Origin of the sequence: Pseudomonas syringae group sp. 247E2 (genome assembly GCF_032587795.1) — a bacterium.
GTDB lineage: Bacteria > Pseudomonadota > Gammaproteobacteria > Pseudomonadales > Pseudomonadaceae > Aquipseudomonas > Aquipseudomonas amygdali.
The window spans coordinates 147023-169199 of record NZ_JAWHPK010000023.1 but is presented as its reverse complement, the minus strand read 5'-3'; the positions used below and the strand labels follow the sequence as shown (position 1 = coordinate 169199).

At 56.8% G+C, this 22177-nt stretch carries 22 protein-coding genes and 1 pseudogene; 8 read left to right on the top strand and 15 right to left on the bottom strand.

Annotated elements, in window-relative coordinates:
* The first annotated feature begins 243 nt into the window (after positions 1-243).
* Positions 244-489: pseudogene (locus RYC18_RS19800) on the top strand (helix-turn-helix domain-containing protein).
* A gap of 31 nt (positions 490-520) precedes the next feature.
* Here the strand turns inward: RYC18_RS19800 and RYC18_RS19795 are convergent.
* Genes RYC18_RS19795 through RYC18_RS19750 form a run of 10 tightly spaced genes read right to left on the bottom strand, consistent with a single transcriptional unit; the run spans position 521 to position 8591 of the window.
* Positions 521-1564 (bottom strand): WavE lipopolysaccharide synthesis family protein, encoded by a 1044-nt coding sequence (locus tag RYC18_RS19795; protein ID WP_057402871.1) that lies wholly within the window; start codon positions 1562-1564, stop codon positions 521-523.
* A 41-nt stretch (positions 1565-1605) separates the two neighbouring features.
* Complete coding sequence (locus RYC18_RS19790) at positions 1606-2211, bottom strand: hypothetical protein (RefSeq protein WP_316886632.1); 606 nt, start codon at positions 2209-2211, stop codon at positions 1606-1608.
* Positions 2208-3983 carry a hypothetical protein gene (locus RYC18_RS19785; protein WP_316886631.1) on the bottom strand — a complete coding sequence of 592 codons (1776 nt, stop codon included), beginning with the start codon at positions 3981-3983 and terminating at the stop codon, positions 2208-2210. Before RYC18_RS19785 ends, RYC18_RS19790 begins: the two co-directional genes overlap by 4 nt.
* A 3-nt stretch (positions 3984-3986) precedes the next feature.
* Positions 3987-4307, bottom strand: coding sequence for a hypothetical protein (locus RYC18_RS19780; protein ID WP_002551862.1), 321 nt, complete (start codon positions 4305-4307; stop codon positions 3987-3989).
* Entirely contained in the window at positions 4304-5035 is a 732-nt protein-coding gene (locus RYC18_RS19775; protein WP_316886630.1) for a glycosyltransferase family 2 protein, read from the bottom strand. Before RYC18_RS19775 ends, RYC18_RS19780 begins: the two co-directional genes overlap by 4 nt.
* Positions 5032-5670: an HAD family hydrolase gene (locus RYC18_RS19770; RefSeq protein ID WP_002551860.1), complete on the bottom strand. Its 639-nt coding sequence runs from the start codon at positions 5668-5670 to the stop codon at positions 5032-5034. Before RYC18_RS19770 ends, RYC18_RS19775 begins: the two co-directional genes overlap by 4 nt.
* Positions 5671-5677: 7 nt before the next feature.
* Entirely contained in the window at positions 5678-6292 is a 615-nt protein-coding gene (locus tag RYC18_RS19765) for a hypothetical protein (RefSeq protein ID WP_005731151.1), read from the bottom strand.
* 1 nt (position 6293) lies between these two features.
* Positions 6294-7055, bottom strand: a complete 762-nt coding sequence (locus tag RYC18_RS19760) for a glycosyltransferase family 2 protein (protein WP_005778922.1) — start codon at positions 7053-7055, stop codon at positions 6294-6296.
* Positions 7056-7113: 58 nt separating this feature from the next.
* Positions 7114-7818: an ABC transporter ATP-binding protein gene (locus RYC18_RS19755; protein WP_005742963.1), complete on the bottom strand. Its 705-nt coding sequence runs from the start codon at positions 7816-7818 to the stop codon at positions 7114-7116.
* Entirely contained in the window at positions 7815-8591 is a 777-nt protein-coding gene (locus tag RYC18_RS19750) for an ABC transporter permease (RefSeq protein ID WP_005742965.1), read from the bottom strand. Before RYC18_RS19750 ends, RYC18_RS19755 begins: the two co-directional genes overlap by 4 nt.
* Positions 8592-8903: 312 nt before the next feature.
* On the opposite strand from RYC18_RS19750, the gene yghU reads away from it, so the two are divergent.
* The 7 genes from yghU to RYC18_RS19715 all read left to right on the top strand — a co-directional run bounded on the left by yghU (position 8904) and on the right by RYC18_RS19715 (position 16787).
* A complete protein-coding gene (gene yghU, locus RYC18_RS19745) occupies positions 8904-9746 on the top strand; it encodes a glutathione-dependent disulfide-bond oxidoreductase (protein ID WP_005752809.1) in 843 nt (280 codons plus the stop codon).
* A gap of 200 nt (positions 9747-9946) precedes the next feature.
* Positions 9947-10963: a YhcG family protein gene (locus RYC18_RS19740; protein WP_316886629.1), complete on the top strand. Its 1017-nt coding sequence runs from the start codon at positions 9947-9949 to the stop codon at positions 10961-10963.
* A gap of 85 nt (positions 10964-11048) precedes the next feature.
* Complete coding sequence (metC, locus tag RYC18_RS19735; protein ID WP_004666389.1) at positions 11049-12215, top strand: cystathionine beta-lyase; 1167 nt, start codon at positions 11049-11051, stop codon at positions 12213-12215.
* 102 nt (positions 12216-12317) lie between these two features.
* Complete coding sequence (locus RYC18_RS19730; RefSeq protein WP_002551852.1) at positions 12318-12563, top strand: exodeoxyribonuclease VII small subunit; 246 nt, start codon at positions 12318-12320, stop codon at positions 12561-12563.
* The gene (locus tag RYC18_RS19725) at positions 12560-13447 is read left to right on the top strand and encodes a polyprenyl synthetase family protein (RefSeq protein ID WP_002551851.1); all 888 of its coding nucleotides are present in this window, start codon (positions 12560-12562) and stop codon (positions 13445-13447) included. Before RYC18_RS19730 ends, RYC18_RS19725 begins: the two co-directional genes overlap by 4 nt.
* Before the next feature lie 160 nt (positions 13448-13607).
* Positions 13608-15500: a 1-deoxy-D-xylulose-5-phosphate synthase gene (gene dxs / locus RYC18_RS19720; RefSeq protein WP_004666391.1), complete on the top strand. Its 1893-nt coding sequence runs from the start codon at positions 13608-13610 to the stop codon at positions 15498-15500.
* A 72-nt stretch (positions 15501-15572) separates the two neighbouring features.
* The gene (locus tag RYC18_RS19715) at positions 15573-16787 is read left to right on the top strand and encodes an AGE family epimerase/isomerase (RefSeq protein ID WP_316886628.1); all 1215 of its coding nucleotides are present in this window, start codon (positions 15573-15575) and stop codon (positions 16785-16787) included.
* A 42-nt stretch (positions 16788-16829) separates the two neighbouring features.
* On the opposite strand, the gene RYC18_RS19710 is transcribed toward RYC18_RS19715, so the two are convergent.
* From RYC18_RS19710 to RYC18_RS19690, 5 genes are all read right to left on the bottom strand, one after another.
* Positions 16830-17594 (bottom strand): SDR family oxidoreductase, encoded by a 765-nt coding sequence (locus tag RYC18_RS19710; RefSeq protein WP_005742971.1) that lies wholly within the window; start codon positions 17592-17594, stop codon positions 16830-16832.
* Between the two features lie 719 nt (positions 17595-18313).
* The gene (locus tag RYC18_RS19705; RefSeq protein ID WP_003376368.1) at positions 18314-19030 is read right to left on the bottom strand and encodes an ABC transporter ATP-binding protein; all 717 of its coding nucleotides are present in this window, start codon (positions 19028-19030) and stop codon (positions 18314-18316) included.
* Entirely contained in the window at positions 19027-19902 is an 876-nt protein-coding gene (locus tag RYC18_RS19700; protein ID WP_004654666.1) for an ABC transporter ATP-binding protein, read from the bottom strand. Before RYC18_RS19700 ends, RYC18_RS19705 begins: the two co-directional genes overlap by 4 nt.
* Positions 19899-21212, bottom strand: coding sequence for a high-affinity branched-chain amino acid ABC transporter permease LivM (livM, locus tag RYC18_RS19695; protein WP_002551845.1), 1314 nt, complete (start codon positions 21210-21212; stop codon positions 19899-19901). The genes RYC18_RS19700 and livM overlap by 4 nt, the downstream gene beginning before the upstream one ends.
* A 2-nt stretch (positions 21213-21214) precedes the next feature.
* Complete coding sequence (locus tag RYC18_RS19690) at positions 21215-22129, bottom strand: ABC transporter permease subunit (protein WP_002551844.1); 915 nt, start codon at positions 22127-22129, stop codon at positions 21215-21217.
* Positions 22130-22177: the final 48 nt, after the last annotated feature.

Below are 22177 nucleotides of genomic sequence, written 5' to 3'. Positions count from 1 at the left end.
TTGAAGGCGATTGCGGTCTATCAAAAATAGATCGGAACCGCCTACGAGAAGCCGGCCACAAGCCGGCTTTTTAATGCCTCCCGCGTTCTTCTCCCGGCTGGGCAGTGGATATCATCTACTTGAGAAACTTCCCGCCAAATCAGCCATTGACAGTACTTTGCTGGTTGTCCCGGTCGAAACCCACTTTAGGATAATCCCAAGTCAGGTTTATTCAGGTAACCGGACTATCAGAGGGTTTGCCAAGTGAAAACCATCCATAACGCCCGCTACCAAGCGTTGCTTGATCTTTTGCTGGAAGCGCGCAGCGCAGCCGGTATGACGCAAAAAGAATTGGCCATCAGGCTAGGGCGGCCACAGTGATTTGTCTCAAAGACGGAGAACGCCGAGCGCGGGCTCTATGTCATTGAGTTCATGGATGTCTGTCGGGGGATCGGGACTGACCCGTATGCGCTGCTCAGCAAGCTGGATGAGCGCTTACTTAGCTCGTGACGTATTTTCTGTACCGGCCCACGCCCAGCCTTCAAACCCGATACGACTGCGCATGAGCCACTTTCCTGAACGTACGCCAGTACGACCGAACACGCTTGGCGAAAGTCGGCGAGATGCTGAACAGTACGATGGTCGCCGAGGAAATCCACCAGCCGGGGCGCAGGCAGGTCAGCACGTATTGATTGAGCCAGATGCGCGCTATTCTCAACCTGTAGCCACTTGCGTCGAGACTCCGCAACTGATGTATATCGGTGGCTTTGTAGAGCGTCTTTAATACGTGGCTGCCTGTCAGAAAACGCTCAGGAAAATCGACTCCGGCCTCATGATGGTTCAAGACCCTGAAATTGCACCTCAAGACGCTATCCCACAGTTTCAGGTTGCTCAGCCCTACCTCGCAAGGTCGTGCGAGCCGGGCGTCAATGCCACTCCTGTGCATGACGCCAAGCATGAGCGCCTGCTCTGCCACCATGCGCGCGGAGGTATAACCAATGAAGTTGCCAAACGGGTTGCGAGACGGCTTGTCGTTGAAAAGCGCATCCCTTTCGAACAGCGGTTGTTCCCACATGGCGAGCATCGCATCGCGTGCGCCGAACTGAACAAGGTCTGATATGTGGAACAACATCGGTAACCGTTCAGGGTCACGAATGTAGAGCGTCGTGGTGGTAATGGGCGTTTCGAACAAGCGCGTTTCGCCAGGGTTGGCATCATCTGGCTGGCCTATGACAGCCAGTGCAGGGCTGGTCAGGTTGTGGTCGGCGCGCATCTTCATGACATACGGTCTTGAGGCGGCCTGAATACCGCACAACGTCGATCGCAGCATGCGATTGATGTTGATCTGATTACCGGCATCGTCGACGAAGGCACCCGGATCATCCGACATGATGAGCTGATCCGCTTCAACCGCAGAAGTATCTTCATGACACCAGGTAGAGACGATAACTTCGGCATGTGGCAGGTGTGTCCTGACCGATGCGATACAGGCGAAGATATTCCGCTGGGGGCTCAGGTTGCGATAAAGAGGCCCCTGGATAACCACGCTGATTTTTCTGGAATCAACGGCCACAAGATGAGGCATGTTTTTAACCTTAATGGGAGATGACGACGAGAACAGATCAGTCAGATAAATCTCGCAGCACGCCGAAAGACGCGCAAAAAAAGACGATGCATGCGACGCAGGACTCCAGCCAGCATTGGCAGGCTGATCAGCACCGTCTCAAGACGAGTGACCATGAATAACCTCCCGATTTGAGCCGAACGAGCTGCAGCTGTTGTGATTGAAGGCAGGTTATTGAACGAGGCATTGAGGGTTCGCGAATAGATACCCAGGTGCATGGCAGGCACCATGATCACGATGTTTCGGTTTCGAAGCCTTGGGCTCAAATAGTTGTAGCGAGCCATTTTCTGGATGAAGTCCATGCAGGTAGCCGAGTCATGCTGACCAAAATCAATCAGTACCCATACGCTCTCGACCTTATCCATATGACGCGCAACGCTGTTCGCCACGATGCCGCTCAGGCCATTTCCGTGAAGGAAGTCTTCCAGACTGAACTGGACGTGGTCCGTCGGTAGATCGCTGATGGGCAGTTCGGTCAGGTTGTAGCGGTCATCGATGACAAGCACCGGGATTGTCTTTCTATACGCGTGCTGGATGTGGGACAGCTGACAGATCAGCTCATGACTGGCCGGCCTGGGGCTCAAATGAGACACGACGAATATCTTCATTTTGAACCTCTGGCATAGGACTTGAAGGGAGTGGAGTTATAGATAGCCTTCACCGCAGCCCACACGCCTTCAAAATAGAAGATTTTCCCGTTGTTTCTGCAAGCACGAACCGCCGAAATCAAAATACCCGGGAGCGACAGGAGGATGTGATGAAAGTAATCATCCTGCTGACGAACAAACCATGTCTGCGTACTGCGTTGACGCAACATATTGCGCACTTCACAGCTCTGGGTGATCAGCGTCTGTTTGGCCAGCACAGGGTCTGCAAGGAAGCGATTGACCAGAAACTCTTGCCGCGTACTTGGGAGCTGGTCAAACAACACCAGCCTCTCAAAGTCGCTGATAAATTCTCTGACCGTTCCAATATCGTTTTTGAACGTGGACTGCTGAACGACATGACTGATCAGCTCGATCCAGGCTCGAACACTTATATGACAAACCCCGGTCGGTATACTCACTGTTGCCCGGCTGACGAGGTACTTACTTGCGAACTGGTGCAGCCTGGCGAGAGCCGTTTTGCTGGAGATGTTGATCAGAGGCTTCTTGTTCAGAACCGAGAAGTAACGCGGGCCTATGCGTCCGAGTTTGCCACTTGCTGATTGCACCAAAGTCTCTGATCCCAATAGCGCACGGGAGGTGATTGATTGCGTAATGCCGAATGGATTGACCCTGCAAGGTACGCCAGCTTTTGACAGGCGCATACCGTGTTCAATGTCTTCAAATTCAACCCAATACAAAGACTCGTCCAACGGGAAGGCATTCCACACTTCCTTCCGGCAGATGTAGAGACTGCCGGTCGCGTAGCAGGAGTCGCTGTTGTAACGCATGGCACTGGCATAACTGAAACCGGTCCGCTCGATCTCTGGAAAAATCGACGGGGCGATACTCGCTGCATCGCTGCAGTTTCGGCTCACCCCCTGAAGACCGTTGGCTATCGCGCCCAAAGCCATGCCGTAATCCGAATAGCGGCGAGGGTGCATACTGAGCCGATTGTCGAAAAACATGCTTTGCAGTGTCATCAACGGATAGCGCGGACCAAAGCGACGTACGATTTCTCCAAAATTCCTGGGTAGAAATACGCGGTCATGCAGGATCACGAGATTGCTGAATCCGGCCTCCAGAGCGAGACGATTTTTCTTTTTGCAGATCTGCACTGGCGGAGCGGTAATGTCCTGCCCCACGATGCGGACCTTGTCGAAATAGGCGAAGTTGCTTCCCGGTGTGCCACACAGAAGTATCTCCTTGCGCGGGACGTCAATTTCCAGAATGCGCTTCACTACCGCATTCAGGACCGTGGCGTCTCCTGGCCCTACAGGAAGGCAAAAGCTCCAGCCATCAAGATCGTCATCGGACTCCGCCGCCAGCCTTGCTACCTTTTTGTAGGTGACAGAGGTGGCCGAGCGTTCGATTACCTTGAGTGATCCGGCAAAATATTCACGGTCCAGATAGCACTCAAACTCAGTGTCTTCGACAACTGTAATCTTCTCGCCAACATTCAGAAAATGGGCACCGTCCCACAGCAGCAGTGGCGCCAGCGGTGAATCACTCTGGACACCATAAAAGCAGTAACTACCCGAGTCGTACATGGATAACGGACGCAGTGCGGCATGCAGGTTTTTGATTACCCGCTCCGGCTTGCGAAACGGATGGGCGCGGAACGAAACAAAACCCGAACATTCATGGGGCAGCAGCAGGCCAACCGGGAGCTTACGCAGGCTGTCCGCCGCCAGGTAACCAAGGCTTGGATGGTGCTGGAGATGGGTCGTTTTCATGGTTCAGACGACGTACTTGTCGGCAAGCGCGCCGGGCACCTTAACGACAACGGTGGTTGCATCAGTGAGCGCTTCGAACGCAGTGATGTCGCCCGGCTCCAGAACGATGATGTCGCCTGCATGCCAGACCTGATCGCGCATGTTGACGGACCCGGAAATGAGCACGGTTATCTCTGTGGCAACCTTATGATAATGGGCAGCTTCCTTTTCGCCTGCCTGGTAAATCTTGACCCCGACCTCACAGGACTCGGTATTGAAAGCAGCAGGCTCGAAGCCGCCCACAAACCAGCCTTTGACCATGTCTTGCAGTCTTGCCGTTTTCATCGCATTTCTCCTGCTTCGAAAGCGTGAAGCTGACTATTGGTTTTCAGTGGCCGGTACTGACTGGGTTCGATTCGGTAGGCACCGATCCTTTTCTGTAACAGCACCAACTCATTGAGGGCGGGTGCTATGTAGAAGTTGTCATTGACCCTGGCATCCTTGCGAATCATCTCTTTCGCCGCCGCCACGAACAGCGAGCCGGATTTGAACCAGTACACACCTGCAATGGCGTGGGGACTGATCGGATTTTTTTCGGCAGCTTCAATGACCCGGCAGTGGCTATCCAGACGTACGAATGAATAGCGAGGGTGCAGTGAATTGAAGATAACCACGCCGGCATCTTCATCGTTGTCCCGAAACGCACGTACGGCGTCACGCAGCTCTATATCCAGAAAATCACTGACACTGAGAATCAACAACTGATCATCGTTGTCGATTTGCCCGCTCACCAGAAGTGCCGTGCAGGCGGCACCCCGGGTGACTTTGTTAATGGGCAGAACACTGGCCGCAGGGTGCATTTGCTGGACCATGTTGCGAAGGTGCAGCCGAGTGACATCGTCATTCGAGAATGTGCAGATGATCCTGCGCGGCTCAAGCGCAGCACAGTTGTCGATCAGCGTATGGATCAGTGGCTTGCCATTGCATTCGCACAGATATTCGGGGTACTCGCCGTCGTCGAGCGACGTCTCTCCCTTCTTTCCCGACAGAAGAATGATGTTCAATGCGCTCACAGGCTAGCCACCTTGTCGACGTTGATCTCATCGACCTTGCCGAGGATGTTATTGAGGTTTACATCGCAGGTTTCAGCCACGACCAGAACATGGGCACCGGAATCTCTGGCGGCTTTGATACCATTTTCGTTGTCTTCGACGATCAGACACTCTTCGGGCATCAGGCCCAGTTGCCTGATGGCTTTGGTGTAGATATCGGGAGCTGGCTTGGCATGTTTGACATCCTCGTTGGAGAGCTGCAAATCGAGGTATCGCTCCAGGTCTGCCCTGTTCATCATGACCTCCACGGTGTTGCGAATGGAGTTGGATGCAACCGCCAGCTTGTAGCCCATTGTTTTCAACGATGACAACGCGTACTGATGCACAAACGTCGGTTTGCACTGGGCGTACACGATTTCCATGGTGTACTGCTGCTTCATTTCGTTGATGAATGCGTGCAACGCAACCGGCAGGTCGCGCTCTACGCTCAGCATGTCGAGTTTGCGCGAGGTGGGCAGACCGTCGTAGGCGGTGAGGTGTTCATGGCGACTGATGTTGTAACCGAACAGGCTGAGGGCTTTGTTCAGTGCATCGTAATGCCATTCCTTGGCTTCAATGAGGACGCCATCCATATCGAATATCACTGCCTTGATCATGATTGCCTCACTTGAAGAAAGTGGCTGCGTCTGCGGGAATATCAGTGCAAATCGTTAAACCGTCGTGCGCTTCGAGCTCAAGCAATTGCTGCCACAGGCCGCCATGGTCACGCCCGTGCAACTCGGGAGATACCACACACACCTGCTTGCCCTGAGATAGAAGATCGCCAATAACCTGACTGGAAAACCATTCCCCCTCAAAACCGTCAAGCCAGACACCTGCTGCCTTTTCGATCCAGGCTGGGGACGGTTCAACTTCGCTGAGCCGGGTGTAAGTAATAACGTTCGCGTGAAAGTAACTGCGCATGTCCGGTACCGCCATATCGAAGGCAAACCAGTTGGTATGACCATATCGAGCGAAGGTTTTGGCGAGCGCCTGCGCCATTCCATCAGCTTTGATGTTGATGGCCAGTGGCAAGTTACGACCTGCCATGATGGCGAGCAGCTCCTCAAGCGTCAGCTCGCCACCAACGGGCATGTCGTGAGAAATAACCAATTGACCCGCTACATCACGGACATCGGTTTCTGTGCCGAAACCAAGGTCGAATGATCGGTGAAATGCTTCGGGCAAATTGCGCTGCGGCTTTTGCAGCCAATAGCCACGATGGCTGATGATCTGCATGTCAGGCCTGCCTTCCCGAGGCTGCCTGCCTGCTTAGCGGCAACGACAGGAATTGGTTCAGGTCTGCCGGTATACCCAGGCCGTACATGCCATGACCCTCTGCGCCAATACTGTAATGAATCACTTTGGCGCCGCGTCCGATGATCTCGTTGTACGCCGGGGCAACATAGAACTCGCCATTGACGCGAAGATCTTTCATGACCATTGTCTCGATGGCCGATATCAACTGACCTGCATTGCGAAAGTTGTAGATGCCGACAGTGGCTTCGTCAGAGATGACCTCTTTTTCCACTACGCGGGTGATGAGGCCTTCTGCGCTGAAGCCCACAAACGACCACTTCGGATCGCTGGCTTTCATCGTCATGATCAAGCCCGCTGCGTCACTCTCGTTCATTGCCTGCAGATAAGCGTTTATGTCCACATCGACATACTGGTCGCTGTTGGCAATCATCACTTGCTGGCTATAGTCGAGCAGGTGCCTGGCGGCATAAACGGAGCACGCGGCGCCCCCCGTCAGCCCACCAAGCTCGACGATGTCGCATCCAGGTGCCCACGCATTCAGCTTTTCCTTCAGCGAATAGGTTGCGACCTGATCCGCCTGACAGATGAAGATGAATCGGTGCGGACAATCCGGCGTCAGGTTGTCAATCACGACCTTGATCATCGGTACGCCATGTACAGGGATCAACGGCTTGGGATCGGTGTAGCCCGCGACCGCAAAGCGACTCCCGGCACCCGCCATTGGAACGATAATTTGCAGCATGAAAATCCCTTTTGAATGGGTGATTTGAAGTTGACGAAGCGGCATTGACAGCAATGAATCAATAACAACCGTGTTCAATCATCCGGCCACGCTCAAGCGTCAAATAGCGCTGACAAAACTCTTTACCCTCTTCTACCGCGTGGGTAACAAGAATCAGGGCCATGCCGTCATCCTGCAAAGTGCGAATTCGCTCGTGGCATTTGCGCTTGAACTCTTCGTCCCCCACAGCGAGCACTTCGTCAGCCAGCAAAACCTGTGGCTCAACATGAACCGCTACCGAAAAACCCAGCCTCATATACATACCCGATGAATAGTTCTTGACCGGAGTATCAATGAAGTTTCCCAGCCCGGAAAAATCCACGATCTCGTTGAAACGCGAACGTACTTCCCTGTTACTTAACCCGAACAGGCTGGCGTTAAGATAGATATTCTCCTCCCCTGTCAGATCAGGGTGAAAGCCCACACCGATTTCTATTAAAGGGGCTACACGACCCACCGTAGTCAAGCGTCCGCTGGTGGGAACAAGGATGCGTGAAACCAGCTGTAAGAGCGTGCTTTTACCTGAACCGTTATGCCCCACAAGTGCAAGCGACTCCCCTTTATGCAAGGTGAACGACACGTCGCTGACTGCCATGAACGTTTCGGCATGCTCACGGTATCGAGCATCGAACAGGCCTAGAAACTTGCTTTTCAAACCGCCCCTGTTGTGGCGAAGAGTGAACTGTTTGGTAAGGTTTTCCGCCTTGATGACGACGCGGCTCATAAATACTCCACCACGTCGTCGACCTTTCTGAATATCAGCAGGCCGATGAGCAACGAGGCGGCCCCCATCAACACGCAAAGCAGCAGATCACGGGTGTCTGGAACCACACCAGCATGCAAAATGCTGCTGAAACTATCGAAATAAAGAGCTACCGGGTTGTAGGCCGCTATGCTGGCGACACCCTCGGGCAGCGCGGAGGTGACCCACACAATTGGCGTCAACCAGAACAGCAAGGGCAGAAACACATCGATGAAGTGTTTTGCATCCCTCACAGTTACCTGAATGACGCTAAGCGCCAGACCGAACCCCATAATCAGCGCCATGAACGCAATCAGTACAATGGGATAAAAAAACAGAGCGCGTGAAAACACGCCACCCAGCATGGGAAATAACGATGCATACACGATCATGCAGCCCGCCCAGAACACAGCAATCGACAATGCTCCGGAGAGGGGTAGCAATATACGCGGGAACCGTAACTTTCGAATGAGATTGCCGTTATTGATGAGCCATTCCCCGCTCTGTGAAACTATTTGCGCCAAAAGCATCCAGTGGACAACACCCGTTACCAGATGAAGTGCAAAACGGTCCTGACTGCTGGGCAGGATATAGGTAAAAACCGTGTAATACGTGAGTGTAACAACCAGCGGATTTCCCAATGACCAAACGAAGCCCAGCGTCGCACCCATGTAACGGATTTTAATTTCCTTGGACACGAGATTGATGATCAGGTCACGCCATTTTATAAAGCTTGTGCTGCGAGATGACGACATACGGTATCCAGCTATTGACAGGTAGATCAGAGAACGATTTTGACAATCAAGATCATAAATGGATAACCTTATGGCCTCCTGCTGCGGGCACATGTTCTCTTCTTTCATAGAGTTACAGCTATAGGACGACGCCTTAGTTACTGTAGGAATATTCCACAAACTACCGGCGGCAGCTAAATGGCCCTTTCGAGGCCTCGCCACGCTCGATCAGAATCGCAAGGCACTTCCATCCGCGCACGTTGATCTATAACGTCAATGGTCATTCGCAATACGACCGGTCCAGCGATCACCCTTGAACAAGCGAGGCTACTCATGACCCAAACCCCTTACACCCCGCCGAAGGTATGGCAGCAGGAAACAAAAGCAGGCGGTACGTTCGCCAGCATCAACCGGCCCGTAGCCGGTCCCACGCATGACAAGGTACTGCCCGTCGGCAAGCACCCACTGCAGCTTTATTCTCTGGCCACACCCAACGGGGTGAAGGTCACGATCATGCTCGAAGAGCTGCTGGCGCTGGGGCACAGCGGGGCGGAATACGACGCCTGGCTGATCCGCATTTCCGAGGGCGATCAGTTCTCCAGCGGTTTTGTCGAGATCAACCCCAACTCCAAGATCCCTGCATTGCTGGACCGAAGCCATGAAACACCTGTTCGGGTATTCGAGTCCGGTTCGATTCTGCTGTACCTGGCTGAGAAGTTTTCCAGTTTCCTGCCCGCCGACCCGGCAGGCCGTACCGAAACGCTGAACTGGCTGTTCTGGCAGATGGGCGCTGCGCCCTACCTGGGTGGCGGGTTCGGGCACTTCTACGCCTACGCGCCGGAGAAACTCGAATACCCCATCAATCGCTTCGCGATGGAGGCCAAGCGCCAACTCGATGTGCTGAACCGCCGACTGGGCGAGCACCGCTACCTGGCTGGCGATACCTACACGATTGCCGATATCGCGGTCTGGCCATGGTATGGCGCGCTGGTAAGGAACAAGGTTTATTCGGCCGCCGAGTTCCTGTCGGTGCACGAATACCCGAACCTGATTCGCTGGACGGAAGAAATCGCCACGCGCCCTGCTGTCATCAAAGGCCAGAAGGTCAACCGCACTTGGGGCGAAGAGGCGGATCAGGTGCCGGAGCGGCATCAGGCATCCGACCTGGATAAATAAGACGCAAGTCAAGGCCTGCGCAAACAGAAACCTGGTGCTACACACTCAAAAGAGATTCTGGGTCGGACAGTCGTGATCTGAACGTAAGGTAGCGTCCTTAGCCACTGCCCAAGGACGCGCCCTATGAGCCGGACAACTGCCCATCCAGATTTTCACTTGCAACTCGACACCGGTTTTCCATGCAGTGGAGTACTTGCAGCATGAGTACTCCCAATGCACCGCATACGCCTGTAAATGATCGCTTTGATGAAGTGCTCGCAATGATTCAGGGCGCTCGACAGCAAGCTGCACAGGCGGTCAACACTCGCCTGATCGAGCTTTACTGGCAGGTAGGCGCTTACATCAGCCGCAAGATTGAAAACGCCGAATGGGGTGACGCGGTGGTCAGCCAGCTTGCCGAGCATCTGGCTGTAACCCAGCCAGGGCTGCGCGGGTTTACGCGTCGAAACCTGTTTCGTATGCGCCAGTTCTTCGAGGTTTACCGCGACGATGAGAAAGTGTCAGCAGTGCTGACACAATTGCCATGGACTCATCACCTGATCATCTTCAGCCAAAGCAAGCGCCCCGAAGAGCGTGAGTTTTATCTGCGCATGGCAATCAGGGAAAAGTGGTCCAGCCGCGAGCTGGAACGCCAGTTCAAGACCGCCTTGTTCGAGCGCAGTATCACCCAGCCGGCCAAAGCCTCGGCGATGCTCAAGGAAACCCGACCGGCAGCACTGGATGTGTTCCGTGATGCCTACATGGTGGAGTTTCTCGAGCTGCCATCGGGACACGCCGAAGCTGACCTGCACCGCGGTTTGCTGCAACGCCTGAGGGGTTTTCTGATCGAGCTGGGCCGCGACTTCTGTTTTGTCGGCTCCGAGTACGCGTTGCAGGTCGGCGGCCAGGATTTTGCGCTGGATCTGCTGTTTTTCCATCGCGGCCTCAACTGCCTTGTTGCCATCGAACTCAAGGTCGGCCGCTTTGAACCCGAATACCTGGGCAAGCTGGACTTTTATCTTGAAGCGCTGGACCGGAATGTACGCAAACCCCATGAAAACCCGGCCATCGGCGTTTTACTCTGCGCCAGCAAAAACGATGAAGTGGTCGAGTACGCCCTGAACCGCTCGCTTTCACCCGCGCTGATTGCCGAGTACCAGACCCGCTTGCCGGACAGGCAGCTATTGCAGGCGAAGCTGCATGAGTTCTATGCGAGTGCTGTGCTGAGCGATCAGTGATACCTGCCAGACGCACGATGCATTACGCTTGTGCATGCCTGAGCGGCAGTCTGCCTGCTTGCCCTTTCCCTGACTGGAGCCTCCAATGCCGCACGATAAGGACCCTCGCGCCCACACCGCCCTGTCGCAACGCGGCCGTAGCGCCAGCAGCGGGCCAGGGCTGGCGGTCAACCCGCCGGTCGTGCGTCTGAGTACGGTGCTGTTCGACAGTCTGGAGAGTTTGCGCGAGGCGGAAATTCGCACCACGGGGCCTGAGCGCTCACTGACTTACGGTGCCAACGGCAACCCGACGGCGTTTGCCTTGCAGGATCTGATTTCCGGGCTTGAGGGCGCACACGGTACTTGCCTGTACCCGACCGGGCTGGCGGCAGTGGCGCAGATGTTTCAATCGTTTCTGCGCCCAGGCGACCATGTGCTGATTACTGAATCGGTGTATGGCCCCGTTCGGCGCCTGGCAAAAACGATGCTGACCGCCTTCGACATCCAGTTCGATTTCTACGCGGCTGACGGTAGTGATGTGGAATCGCTGATCAAGACCAACACACGGATGATCTACGCTGAAGTGCCCGGCTCGCTGACGTTCGACATGTGCGACCTGCCTGCACTGTCACAGGTGTGCAAGGCCAGGGATCTACTGCTGGCTGTGGATAACTCGTGGGGCTCGGGAATTCTGTTCAAGCCGCTGGAACTGGGCGCGGACATTTCCCTGATGGCCCTGACCAAGTACGTGGCCGGGCATTCCGACGTCATGATGGGCAGCGTCAGCACCACCGAAGCGCACTGGAAAACCCTCAAGACCATGAACACCGCCGTGGGCAATACCGTCAGCCCCGACGATGCGTATCTGGTGCTGCGCGGTGCCCGCAGTCTGGCGGCACGCATGGCCATGCATGAACGCCACGCGATGCAAATTGCACAATGGCTGCAGGACCAGCCTCAGGTTGCCCGCGTGCTGTATCCCGCATTGCCGGACGATCCGGGCCATACCATCTGGAAGCGCGATTTCCATGGCTGCAACGGCTTGCTCAGTTTCGAATTCCATGCCGTTGACCGGCAGGTGCTGGACCGATTTACCGGCGCGTTGAAACTGTTCGGAATTGGTTACTCCTGGGGCGGTTTTGAAAGCCTGATCACTGAAGTCGAGCAATATGGTCCTGACCGCGGCACCGGCCCGATGCTGCGGCTGCAGGTTGGCCTGGAAAGCCCGGAAGACCTGATTGCAGACCTACAGAACGGGTTCGCTGCGGGTTAATCCTGATAGTTGCTGCCCTTGCATTGCTCCGTCGCCGTTATTTGCCCAGAAGCCCTCGCTCTGCTAGTGTCGCGCGGTTTAACCTCTACCGGAAATGCCCCCATGGCCCGCAAGAAAGCTGCACTGGATTTCGAACAGTCACTCGCTGACCTGCAAGCGCTGGTAGAGCGGCTGGAGAATGGCGAGTTGTCTCTGGAAGACTCCCTGACCGCCTTCGAGCAAGGTGTACGCCTGACCCGCGACTGCCAAAGCGCCCTTACCCAGGCCGAACAGAAGGTCCAGGTGCTGCTGGAGCGCGATGGCGAACTGAGCGAAGAGCCGTTCGACGATGCGGAACTTCCCGAATGATCGCGAGCTATCAAGCGCAAAGCCAGACTCGCGTCAACGCAGCACTCGAAAAACTGTTTCAGGCACCGAGCCCTGAGCTGAACCGGCTTTACGAAGCCATGCGCTACAGCGTGATGAACGGCGGCAAGCGCGTGCGCCCGCTGCTGGCCTACGCGGCCTGCGAAGCGCTGGGCGGCGTAGCCGAGGATGCCAACGGTGCCGCCTGTGCGGTTGAACTGATTCACGCTTACTCGCTGGTGCACGACGATTTACCGGCGATGGACGATGACGACCTGCGTCGCGGCCAGCCGACCACGCACAAGGCTTTCGATGAGGCCTGCGCGATCCTCGCAGGTGACGGCCTGCAAAGCCTGGCGTTTACTGCACTGCTCGCGCCGCACCTGACCTCACGCGATGCTGAAACGCGTCTGCAGATGGTCAATACCCTCGCAGCCGCTGCCGGCCCGGCAGGTATGGTGGGCGGGCAGGCGATCGATCTGGGCTCTGTGGGGCTGAAGCTTGATCAGGCAGCGCTGGAATACATGCATCGGCACAAGACCGGTGCGTTGATCGAAGCCAGCGTCCGGCTTGGCGCACTGGCCAGTGGTCAAGCCGATCAGCCCCGTCTTGACGCCTTGCAGATTTATGCGCGCGCGGTCGGTCTGGCCTTTCAGGTTCAGGACGACATTCTCGATGTCGAAAGCGATACTGCGACCCTCGGCAAGCGTCAGGGTGCCGATATCGCCCGCGACAAGCCGACCTACCCTGCGTTGCTGGGCCTGGAAGCGGCCAAGCGCTATGCACTGGAACTGCGTGATCAGGCGCTAACAGCGCTGAGCACGTTCGATGCCGCCGCAGAACCGTTGCGCGAGCTGGCACGCTATATCGTCGAACGTCGCCACTGATTACCGTCACCGAAGCCGGAAATCTGCTGAATCAACCACGGTTCGTCAGGTCTCAGTCATTAAGCGTGTCAGTCGGCGGACTATCCGCCGACTCACTTCATGGGCAGCTTGCGATGCATAAGGTAAACTGCCGCCTCTTTTACTTATAACGATTCGCCTGATGCCCACGACGTTCAAAGAGATCCCCCGCGAGCGCCCGGTCACGCCGCTGCTCGACCGAGCCGATACCCCGCACGGCCTGCGCCGTCTGGGCGAAGCCGAGCTGGAAACCCTGGCCGATGAGCTGCGCCTGGAATTGCTGTATTCCGTTGGCCAGACCGGAGGGCATTTTGGTGCCGGTCTTGGGGTCATCGAGCTGACCATCGCGCTGCATTACGTTTTCGACACACCGGACGACCGTCTGGTGTGGGACGTGGGTCATCAAGCCTATCCGCACAAGATCCTCACCGGCCGTCGTGCGCGCATGTCCACCCTGCGCCAGAAGGATGGGGTAGCGGCCTTTCCGCGTCGTAGCGAGAGCGAGTACGACACCTTCGGCGTCGGGCATTCCAGCACCTCGATCAGCGCCGCACTCGGCATGGCGATTGCCTCGCGCCTGCAAGGCAGCGAGCGTAAATCCATTGCCGTGATCGGCGACGGTGCGCTGACTGCCGGCATGGCCTTCGAAGCGTTGAACCACGCGCCGGAAGTGGCAGCCAACATGCTGGTAATTCTCAACGACAACGACATGTCGATCTCGCGCAATGTCGGCGGTCTGTCGAATTACCTGGCCAAGATTCTTTCCAGCCGCACGTACAGCAGCATGCGCGAAGGCAGCAAAAAGGTGCTTTCGCGCCTGCCCGGCGCCTGGGAAATCGCACGTCGCACCGAAGAATATGCCAAAGGCATGCTGGTCCCGGGCACGCTTTTCGAAGAGCTGGGCTGGAACTACATCGGCCCTATCGATGGCCACGACCTGCCGACTCTGATCGCCACTCTGCGCAACATGCGTGATCTGAAAGGCCCGCAGTTTCTGCACGTGGTCACCAAGAAGGGCAAAGGTTTTGCGCCAGCCGAAGTCGACCCGATCGGTTATCACGCCATTACCAAGCTTGAGCCGCTGAATGCGCCTGTCGCCCCGAAAAAAATCAGCGCGCCGAAGTATTCCGCAGTGTTTGGCCAGTGGATCTGTGACATGGCCGAGGCTGACTCACGGCTGGTGGGCATCACGCCAGCCATGAAGGAAGGCTCGGACCTGGTGGCATTCAGCGAACGCTTTCCAGAACGCTACTTCGATGTTGCCATCGCCGAACAACACGCCGTAACACTGGCTGCCGGTATGGCCTGCGAAGGCAGCAAGCCGGTCGTGGCTATCTACTCGACCTTCCTGCAACGCGGCTACGATCAACTGGTGCATGACGTCGCGGTGCAGAACCTCGACGTACTGTTTGCCATCGACCGCGCCGGGCTTGTGGGCGAAGACGGCCCGACCCACGCAGGCAGCTTCGACCTGTCCTACCTGCGCTGCATCCCCGGCATGGTGGTCATGACGCCGAGTGACGAAAACGAACTGCGCAAGCTGCTCAACACCGGTTACCTGCACACAGGCCCCGCGGCAGTGCGTTACCCACGCGGTACCGGTCCGAACGCGTTGATCGAGACAGGCCTTGACCCGGTCGAAATCGGCAAGGGCGTTGTGCGTCGTCAGGGCCAGGGCGTTGCGATTCTGGTGTTTGGCGTGCAACTGGCCGATGCGCTGGTGGTGGCCGAGAAGCTCGACGCGACGGTGATCGATATGCGCTTTGTCAAGCCACTGGACGAAGCCTTGGTGAGCGAAGCTGCCGCCAACCACGAGTTACTGGTCACACTGGAAGAAAACGCGGTGATGGGCGGTGCCGGTGCTGCGGTCAGTGAGTTTCTGGCACGCGCCAATATCCTCAAGTCGGTACTCCACCTGGGCCTGCCGGACACCTACGTCGAGCATGCCAAGCCTGCGCAGATGCTGGCTGAGTGCGGGCTGGACGCCCAAGGGATCGAAGCGGCGATCAATGAGCGGCTGGCGTTGATTGGCTGACTGAAAGAGGTTCCTCACGCGCCGAGCGTGAGGAATCATCACCACGACCCCGCATGCAGCAATCCTGATAACATGCTGCGCACTTCGACACTGCCGCGATGCCAGCCGATGCCTCATGTGACCCGTTCCGCCCCCACGCCTGAATTGACCTCGGTGTTCGCTGCCTTGCAGCAGCATTTTCTGCAGGTCGTCGTTCCGCTCTGGCAGGGCCCTGGCTGGAACGCACAATTGGCATTGCCTTACGAAGCGCTCGACGCCAACGATCAGCCTCTACCGCCGCAACGCTATCGAGCCATGGCCTGCGCACGTCAGCTGTTTCTGTTTTCCAGCCTTATCGATAACGTCGAAGTGCCGAACGCTCGGGCGCGGGCCGGTGAGCTGTTTCGCTCCCTGCAACAGCACTTCCACGATGCCGAGCATGGCGGCTGGTTCTATAGCATCGATCCACAGGGCAAACCTCTGGATCGCCGCAAGGACCTCTACACTCACGCCTTCATTATTTTCGCCTGCGCACATTACTGGGCGAAGGTGCAGGACCCGCTGGCAGAGTCAGTGCTCAATGCGGCGCTCAGCGTTGTAGCGGAGCGCTTTGCCGACGATGACGGGCTGTACGAAGCGCAACTCGATGAGGACTGGTCGACGCTGGGCAGCGGCCCGCTCCAGAACCCCTTGATGCATCTGGCAGAGGCCTTTCTGGCAACGCTGTCGGTGCGCGCCGACCCTGCAACCCAGTCAGCGCTGGACGCTCTGGTTATCCACATGCAGCGTCGCTTTGTCGACACCGCCACCGGCGTGATGCTGGAGAAACCCTTGGGCGCTGTGGATAACTGGTACGAGCCAGGTCATCAGTTCGAATGGTTCTTCCTGCTGCAATCGTCGCCAGAGCTGCATGGACGTGAGCTGCACGCATCCATGACCCGCGCGTTTGCTTACGCTCAGGCACAGGGTGTCGAGCCACAGAGCGGCGCGGTGACTGCAATGCTGACACTTGATGGCACGGTACGCGACGCCACCCAGCGTATCTGGGCTCAGGCGGAATACCTGCGAGCCATGGCAATGCGGCCAGAGTGCGAGGCGAACCTGGCTGCGCAGATGTCAGCCTTTGCGCAGCGCTTCCTGCATGCCAAAGGCTGGAACGAGTGCGTAGAGCCCGATGGCGCGGTCAGCCGCAGTGACATGCCGTCGACCACGCCTTACCACTTGGCAACCTGTTACATCGGGCTGGCCGACTTTGTCGAGAACCGCTTCGTGAACGCTTTCCCGCCGCCCACGCCTGTAGAAGACTGATTGATCGAACCGCACCACCTGTGCGGCCCGATCAGCAAACAATCAACCGCGGTTACGATCAATCGCAAAACCGGCCCAGGTCTGGCTGACAGGCATCAGTTCCAGGCTGTTGATATTGACGTGCGCTGGCGTGTTCATGATCCAGAAGATAGTGTCGGCGATGTCCTGCGGCTGAATTGGCTCGGCGCCCGCGTAAGTGGCGTCGTACTTGGCCTGGTCGCCGCCGAAACGCACCAGCGAGAACTCGCTCTCGCACAGCCCCGGCTCCAGATTAGTGACGCGTACGCCAGTGCCGATCAGATCGTTGCGCAGGTTCAGCGAGAACTGCCCGACAAACGCCTTGGTGCCACCGTAGACATTACCACCCGGATAAGGATAGTTGCCGGCTACCGAGCCCAGGTTGACGATACTTGCCCCGCGACCATGCGCAATCAGACGTGGAAGCAAAAGGCGTGTGGTGTAGACCAGACCTTTGACGTTGGTGTCGATCATGGTGTCCCAGTCATCCAGATCGCACTTGGGCGCAGGGTCGATCCCCAGCGCCAGACCGGCGTTGTTGATCAGCCCGCGAATGCTGCCGAACTCTTCAGGCAAATCTGCGATAGCACTCTCCATTGCCTTGCGGTCACGCACATCCAGTACCAGCGTATGCACCTTGGTCTGCTTCGACAGCTCGGCGCTCAACGCGGCAAGACGGTCCTCGCGACGGCCAGTCAATACCAGCGACCAGCCTGCTTCGGCAAAACGGCGGGCACAGGCCTCACCGAAACCGGAGGTAGCGCCCGTGATGAATACAGTGGAAGTCATTTCGTTCTCCTGACCTGGCGCGAAAAACAGCGCACCTGTTAATAAGTTCTGATGAGGGCAGCAGAATGCCCGTCAGCGGCACGTCGATGCAACAACCCAGTGTATTTGTACAAAAAACAACCAACTCAAGCCGAGCCATACGCCACGGGCCTTGCAGGCAGTTTTGCCCACCTTATCCACAGTCAGACACACAATCTCTGGGGGCAAGTCGGTAACGCTGAAAGTCCCGTAGTTCGGGGCTTCCAGCAGGTATGGAGAAGTTTTGACCTTGACTTTGCCCGATACTGCCAAGACGCCACGAGGCGTCAGAAAACCGTAATGGCCTGTAGCCCAGACGCAGTAACGGCTGGATCACTATTTCCAAGGCTTGTTAACAGACTTATCCACAGGCTGTGTAACTGGAAAAGCTGTATGAACGACCAGCTTCAATACTGTTGACAAACACCCCTGAAAACCGGTCGAAAACCCTTGATCAAAATTTAATCAATCGCCTGCAAGCCTTATGCATAAAGGGCTTCAGGCACATACTCCCAAGTTATTAACAGCCGGTTCCACAGTAAACCTGAACAAGTCAAAACGGTGACAAAACAACCATTTGCAGCGGTTTTATGTCGCACTTGGCAGACCCGTCAAAATTGTTTTCCACAATCGCAAAAAGTGACGCCCCGAATGTTTGCACATTCGAGGCGCGCGTCGAAAACGGCAGGGTTTTGACGAACTCAGTGTCCGCCCAGATAAGCGTTCCTGACCTCTTCATTTACAAGCAATTCCTTGCCTGTGCCGGACAGCCGGATCTCGCCATTAACCATCACGTAGGCGCGATCAGACAGCTTCAGCGCATGGTTGGCGTTCTGCTCGACCAGAAAGATGGTCATGCCAGTCGCTGCCAGTTCCCGCAGGGTCGAGAAGATCTGTTTGACGATGATCGGCGCCAGCCCAAGGCTCGGCTCATCGAGCAACAACAGCCTGGGACGACTCATCAGCGCACGGGCGATGGCGAGCATTTGCTGCTCGCCTCCGGACATGGTCATGGCGCGCTGGTTGCGGCGTTCCTTGAGCCTGGGGAACAGTTCGAACATGCGCTGCATGTCTTCAGCCGAATGTTTGTCGCCAATCGGTATGGTGCCCATCATCAGGTTCTCCTCGACCGACATGTCGGGAAACACCCGCCGCCCTTCCGGCGACTGCGCAATGCCGTTGGAGGCGATGTAATGCGAGGACTTCTGGGTGATGTCGGTGCCCTGATAGATGATCTGCCCGCTGGCGGCGCGCGGCTGGCCGAAGATCGACATCAACAGCGTCGACTTGCCTGCACCGTTGGAGCCGATCAGGCTGACTGTTTCGCCCTCGTTTATGTGCAGCGAGACCTTCTTCAAAGCCTGAATCGGCCCGTAAAACACATCGATCTCTTTCAGTTCGAGGATCGGCTTGCTCATACCAGCTCCTCTTCATCAGCGCCCAGGTACGCAGCAATCACTTTCGGATCGTTGCGGATCTGTTCCGGCCCGCCCGCGGCAATCACGTTGCCATGGTCGAGCACCACAATATCGTCGGAAATCCCCATCACCATGCCCATGTCGTGCTCGATCAGCACAATGGTCATGTCGTGTTCATCGCGCAGCAGTCGGATCATGCCGCTGAGCGCCTCGGTTTCCTGCGGGTTGAGACCGGCAGCCGGTTCATCCAGGCAGATCACCTGCGGACGCGTGCACATGGCCCGGGCGATTTCCAGACGACGTTGCTGCCCGTAGGACAGCTCTCCGGCCAGACGATTGGCGCAGTCCACCAGGTCCACGACTTCCAGCCAGTAGAACGCCGTATTGAGCGCATCCTCTTCAGCCTTGCGATAGCCTTTGGTATTGAGGATCCCGCTGATCAGGCTGCGGTTGACCCACATGTGCTGGGCAACCAGCAGGTTTTCAACGACCGACATTTCCTTGAACAGGCGAATGTTCTGGAACGTGCGCGCCAGCCCTGCCCTGTTGACCAGATGGGTACCACCAAACATTTTGTAGTACACCCGGCTGAAGAAGCTTTTCGGCGAAACAAAGTCGGTCGCCTTGAACGGCTCGCCCAGCAACCTGATCACGTTGGTGGTCTTGTCGCGGGTGTGCAGCTCGATACGTCCGCCTGTGGCCTTGTAGAAGCCGGTCAGGCAGTTGAACACGGTGGTCTTGCCTGCGCCGTTGGGGCCGATCAGAGCGAAGATAGAGTTGCGGCGAACTTTGAGGCTGACATCGCTGAGAGCCTTGATGCCGCCGAAGTGCATCATCAGGTGCTCGACGGAAAGAATCACTTCATTACTCATCGCGCACCTCCTTCTGTCACCAGCGCACCCTTGCGCGGTTTCACGCCGGTACGGCTGATGCGGATCAGCCCGCGTGGGCGCCAGATCATCATCAACACCATCAGGATGCCGAACAGCAGCACGCGGTACTCGGAGAAGCTGCGCAACAGTTCAGGCGCAACGGTCAGCACGAACGCAGCGATAACCACCCCTACGGTCGACCCCATACCGCCCAGCACCACAATCGCCAGAATCAGTGCAGACTCGAAGAAGGTGAACGACGTCGGGTTGACGAAGCCCTGATAGCTGGCGAAAAACACTCCAGCCAGCCCAGCCGTCGAAGCACCGATGGTGAACGCCGAGAGCTTGACCAGAACATGATTGAGGCCCATCGAGCGACAGGCGATCTCGTCCTCGCGCAGGGCTTCCCAGGCGCGGCCGATCGGCATGCGAGTCAGGCGATGCTTGATGAACAACACGGCCAGTACGACGAGAAACAGCACGGTGTAGATGAACAGGAATTTCAGGTCCGGGTTGTAATCGAAGCCGAAATATTCATGAATCGGAATGCCACCGTCCTTGGCACGACGCCCGAACTCCAGGCCGAAAAAGGTCGGTGACGGGACCGGCACACCATTCGGACCGCCCGTGAACGACAGCCAGTTATTCAGCACCAGACGGATGATTTCCCCGAACCCCAGCGTCACGATGGCCAGATAATCGCCATGCATGCGTAACACCGGAAAGCCCAAAATACATCCGGCCAGTGCCGCCGCAATTGCCGCCAGCGGCAGCGCCGACCAGAAGCCCAGGCCAAGGTACTGATAGCCAAGCGCCAGGCCATAGGCTCCGATGGCATAGAACGCCACGTAGCCCAGATCGAGCAGGCCGGCCAGGCCGACCACGATATTCAGGCCAAGCCCCAGCAATACGTAGATCAGCCCGAGAATAACCACGGTCAGAATGTACTTGTTGGCGAAGATCGGAAACACGATGGCAATCACGATCAGTAGCGGAATGATCCAGTACAGGCGGGATTTGTGATCAGGCTTGAGCACATGCACGCCGGAGTCGGAGCTTTCGAAGCTCTGGGAAACACGTATGCCTTTGGGTGTTTGCAGAAACAGGCTGATCAGAAAGCGCCCGACCATGACCACGGCCACGAGCCAGGCCACGCGGGTGGGTTGCAGGTTGAAGCTGTAGCCATCGAGCACAATCCCGACGATGGGACCGAACACGATCAGTGCCAGCAGCCCCGCGACCACGGCATCTATCAGGCTTTTCTTGATTTCAACAGGTTTGACGACAGGAGCAGCAACAGGAGCGGACATACTTATACCTTCGCCACGAGTGGGCGACCCAGCAGGCCTTGAGGACGGAAAATCAGGATCAGCACCAACAGGCCGAAACTGAACACGTCTTTGTAATCGGAGTTGATCAGGCCGGAGAACTGCGACTCGGCAACCCCCAGGATCAAGCCGCCCAACATGGCACCCGGCAGCGAGCCGATCCCGCCCAGCACTGCGGCAGTGAACGCCTTGATGCCGATGATGAAGCCGGCATAGAAGTCGAACGTGCCGTAATTCATGGTGATCAGCACACCGGCCAGCGCCGCCATGGCAGCACCGATGATGAACACGTAGGAGATGACCCGATCAGTGTTGATGCCCAGAATCGACGCCATCTTGCGGTCCTGCTGCGTGGCGCGGCACATGCGGCCCAGCTTGGTGTATTTGATGATGTAGGTCAGCACGCCCATTCCGACAAATGCGGCGATGAGAATGAAGATCTTGGTGTAGGTAATTTGCACAAAGCCGCTGCCAATCTCGAAGCGCCACGCACCCTCAAGCAACGTGGGCACGCCCTGCTGGCGAGCGCCCTGACTGATCTGCGCGTAGTTTTGCAGGATCAGGGAAATACCGATGGCGCTGATCAGCGGTGCCAGCCGGGTCGAGTTGCGCAGCGGCTTGTAGGCTACGCGCTCGATGACAAACCCGTATACCCCAGTCACCACGATGGTGAAGACCAGCGTGCCGAGAATCAGGAATGGAAAGGATTCCAGTCCGAAGAAAGACAGAACCGCCAGACCGATAGCGGCCAGGTAGGCGGAAATCATATAAACGTCGCCGTGGGCGAAGTTGATCATGCCGATGATGCCGTAGACCATCGTATAGCCGATGGCGATGAGGCCATAGACAGACCCGAGGGTGAGTCCGTTGACCATTTGTTGCAGGAAGATCCCATCCATCACGCACGCTCACACTGAAAGGCAGCTCAGCACCCTGCCGATCACACC

Excerpts from the sequence above, each read along its gene's own strand:
- metC (WP_004666389.1), top strand. The coding sequence starts at position 11,049 with ATGCCGCACGATAAGGACCCTCGCGCCCACACCGCCCTGTCGCAACGC.
- RYC18_RS19715 (WP_316886628.1), top strand. The coding sequence starts at position 15,573 with ATGCTGCGCACTTCGACACTGCCGCGATGCCAGCCGATGCCTCATGTG.
- dxs (WP_004666391.1), top strand. The coding sequence starts at position 13,608 with ATGCCCACGACGTTCAAAGAGATCCCCCGCGAGCGCCCGGTCACGCCG.
- RYC18_RS19740 (WP_316886629.1), top strand. The coding sequence starts at position 9,947 with ATGAGTACTCCCAATGCACCGCATACGCCTGTAAATGATCGCTTTGAT.
- RYC18_RS19770 (WP_002551860.1), bottom strand. The coding sequence starts at position 5,670 with ATGATCAAGGCAGTGATATTCGATATGGATGGCGTCCTCATTGAAGCC.
- RYC18_RS19705 (WP_003376368.1), bottom strand. The coding sequence starts at position 19,030 with ATGAGCAAGCCGATCCTCGAACTGAAAGAGATCGATGTGTTTTACGGG.
- RYC18_RS19710 (WP_005742971.1), bottom strand. The coding sequence starts at position 17,594 with ATGACTTCCACTGTATTCATCACGGGCGCTACCTCCGGTTTCGGTGAG.
- RYC18_RS19765 (WP_005731151.1), bottom strand. The coding sequence starts at position 6,292 with ATGCAGATCATCAGCCATCGTGGCTATTGGCTGCAAAAGCCGCAGCGC.
- yghU (WP_005752809.1), top strand. The coding sequence starts at position 8,904 with ATGACCCAAACCCCTTACACCCCGCCGAAGGTATGGCAGCAGGAAACA.
- RYC18_RS19795 (WP_057402871.1), bottom strand. The coding sequence starts at position 1,564 with ATGCCTCATCTTGTGGCCGTTGATTCCAGAAAAATCAGCGTGGTTATC.
- RYC18_RS19730 (WP_002551852.1), top strand. The coding sequence starts at position 12,318 with ATGGCCCGCAAGAAAGCTGCACTGGATTTCGAACAGTCACTCGCTGAC.
- RYC18_RS19690 (WP_002551844.1), bottom strand. The coding sequence starts at position 22,129 with ATGGATGGGATCTTCCTGCAACAAATGGTCAACGGACTCACCCTCGGG.
- RYC18_RS19700 (WP_004654666.1), bottom strand. The coding sequence starts at position 19,902 with ATGAGTAATGAAGTGATTCTTTCCGTCGAGCACCTGATGATGCACTTC.
- RYC18_RS19780 (WP_002551862.1), bottom strand. The coding sequence starts at position 4,307 with ATGAAAACGGCAAGACTGCAAGACATGGTCAAAGGCTGGTTTGTGGGC.
- RYC18_RS19750 (WP_005742965.1), bottom strand. The coding sequence starts at position 8,591 with ATGTCGTCATCTCGCAGCACAAGCTTTATAAAATGGCGTGACCTGATC.
- RYC18_RS19790 (WP_316886632.1), bottom strand. The coding sequence starts at position 2,211 with ATGAAGATATTCGTCGTGTCTCATTTGAGCCCCAGGCCGGCCAGTCAT.
- livM (WP_002551845.1), bottom strand. The coding sequence starts at position 21,212 with ATGTCCGCTCCTGTTGCTGCTCCTGTCGTCAAACCTGTTGAAATCAAG.
- RYC18_RS19760 (WP_005778922.1), bottom strand. The coding sequence starts at position 7,055 with ATGCTGCAAATTATCGTTCCAATGGCGGGTGCCGGGAGTCGCTTTGCG.
- RYC18_RS19785 (WP_316886631.1), bottom strand. The coding sequence starts at position 3,983 with ATGAAAACGACCCATCTCCAGCACCATCCAAGCCTTGGTTACCTGGCG.
- RYC18_RS19755 (WP_005742963.1), bottom strand. The coding sequence starts at position 7,818 with ATGAGCCGCGTCGTCATCAAGGCGGAAAACCTTACCAAACAGTTCACT.
- RYC18_RS19725 (WP_002551851.1), top strand. The coding sequence starts at position 12,560 with ATGATCGCGAGCTATCAAGCGCAAAGCCAGACTCGCGTCAACGCAGCA.